1 protein-coding gene is annotated in these 1,021 nt (G+C 72.2%); it reads left to right on the top strand.

Features of this window, described 5'->3' with window-relative positions; genetic code table 11:
- Positions 1-1,021 (top strand): 7,8-didemethyl-8-hydroxy-5-deazariboflavin synthase CofG (gene cofG, locus G6021_RS12185; protein WP_182641401.1); only part of this gene is annotated, 1,021 nt, incomplete at both ends.

A 1,021-nucleotide genomic window follows, 5' to 3' on the forward strand; every position in this document is an offset into this window, starting at 1 on the left:
GCCTCCGACGGGCTCACCCTCGACGTGGCCGAGGCGGCGGTGTTGCTGGCCGCGCGCGGAGACGATCTCGTCCGGCTGACCGGGCTGGCGGCCGCGCGTCGCGACGCCCGCCTCCTCGACGAGGGGCGTCCGGGGGTGGTGACGTATTCCCGCAAGGTGTTCGTCCCGCTCACCCGCCTGTGCCGCGACCGCTGCCACTACTGCACCTTCGTCACCGTGCCGGGGAAACTCCGGGCCGCCGGCGAGGGCATGTTCCTCGACCCCGACGAGGTGGTGGACCTGTGCCGGCGCGGCGCGGAGGCCGGGTGCAAGGAGGCGCTCTTCACGTTGGGTGACCGACCGGAGGACCGGTGGCCCGAGGCGAGGGAGTGGCTCGAGTCGCGCGGCTTCTCCTCGACGCTGGACTACGTCCGGGCCATGGCCATCCGGGTGTTGGAGGAGACCGGTCTGCTGCCGCACCTCAATCCCGGCGTGATGAGCTGGTCGGAGATGTCCACCCTCAAGCCGGTCGCACCGTCCATGGGGATGATGCTCGAGACCACGGCCACGAGGTTGTTCACCACCCCGGGTGCGTGTCACCACGGCAGCCCGGACAAGGACCCGGCCGTGCGGCTGCGCACCCTGACCGACGCGGGGCGTCTCGCGGTGCCGTTCACCTCGGGGATCCTGGTGGGGATCGGGGAGAACAGGACCGAGCGGGCCGACAGTCTGCTCGCGCTGGCCGGGCTGGCCAGGGAGTTCGGACACCTCCAGGAGGTGATCGTCCAGAACTTCCGGGCCAAGCCCGACACCGCCATGCGCGACTCGGCCGACGCGGACACCGACGAGTTCCTCGCCGCGATCGCCGTCGCGCGCCTGGTGCTCGACCCGCGGGTCGCCGTCCAGGCCCCGCCGAACCTGGTCGACCGGCAGGACGTGCTGGCCCTCATCGGCGCGGGGGTGGACGACCTGGGCGGCATCTCCCCGCTCACACCCGACCACGTCAACCCCGAGCGGCCGTGGCCGCATCTGGAGGGACTGA

This window comes from Dietzia sp. CW19 (genome assembly GCF_014145265.1).
In the GTDB taxonomy this organism is placed as follows: domain Bacteria; phylum Actinomycetota; class Actinomycetes; order Mycobacteriales; family Mycobacteriaceae; genus Dietzia; species Dietzia natronolimnaea.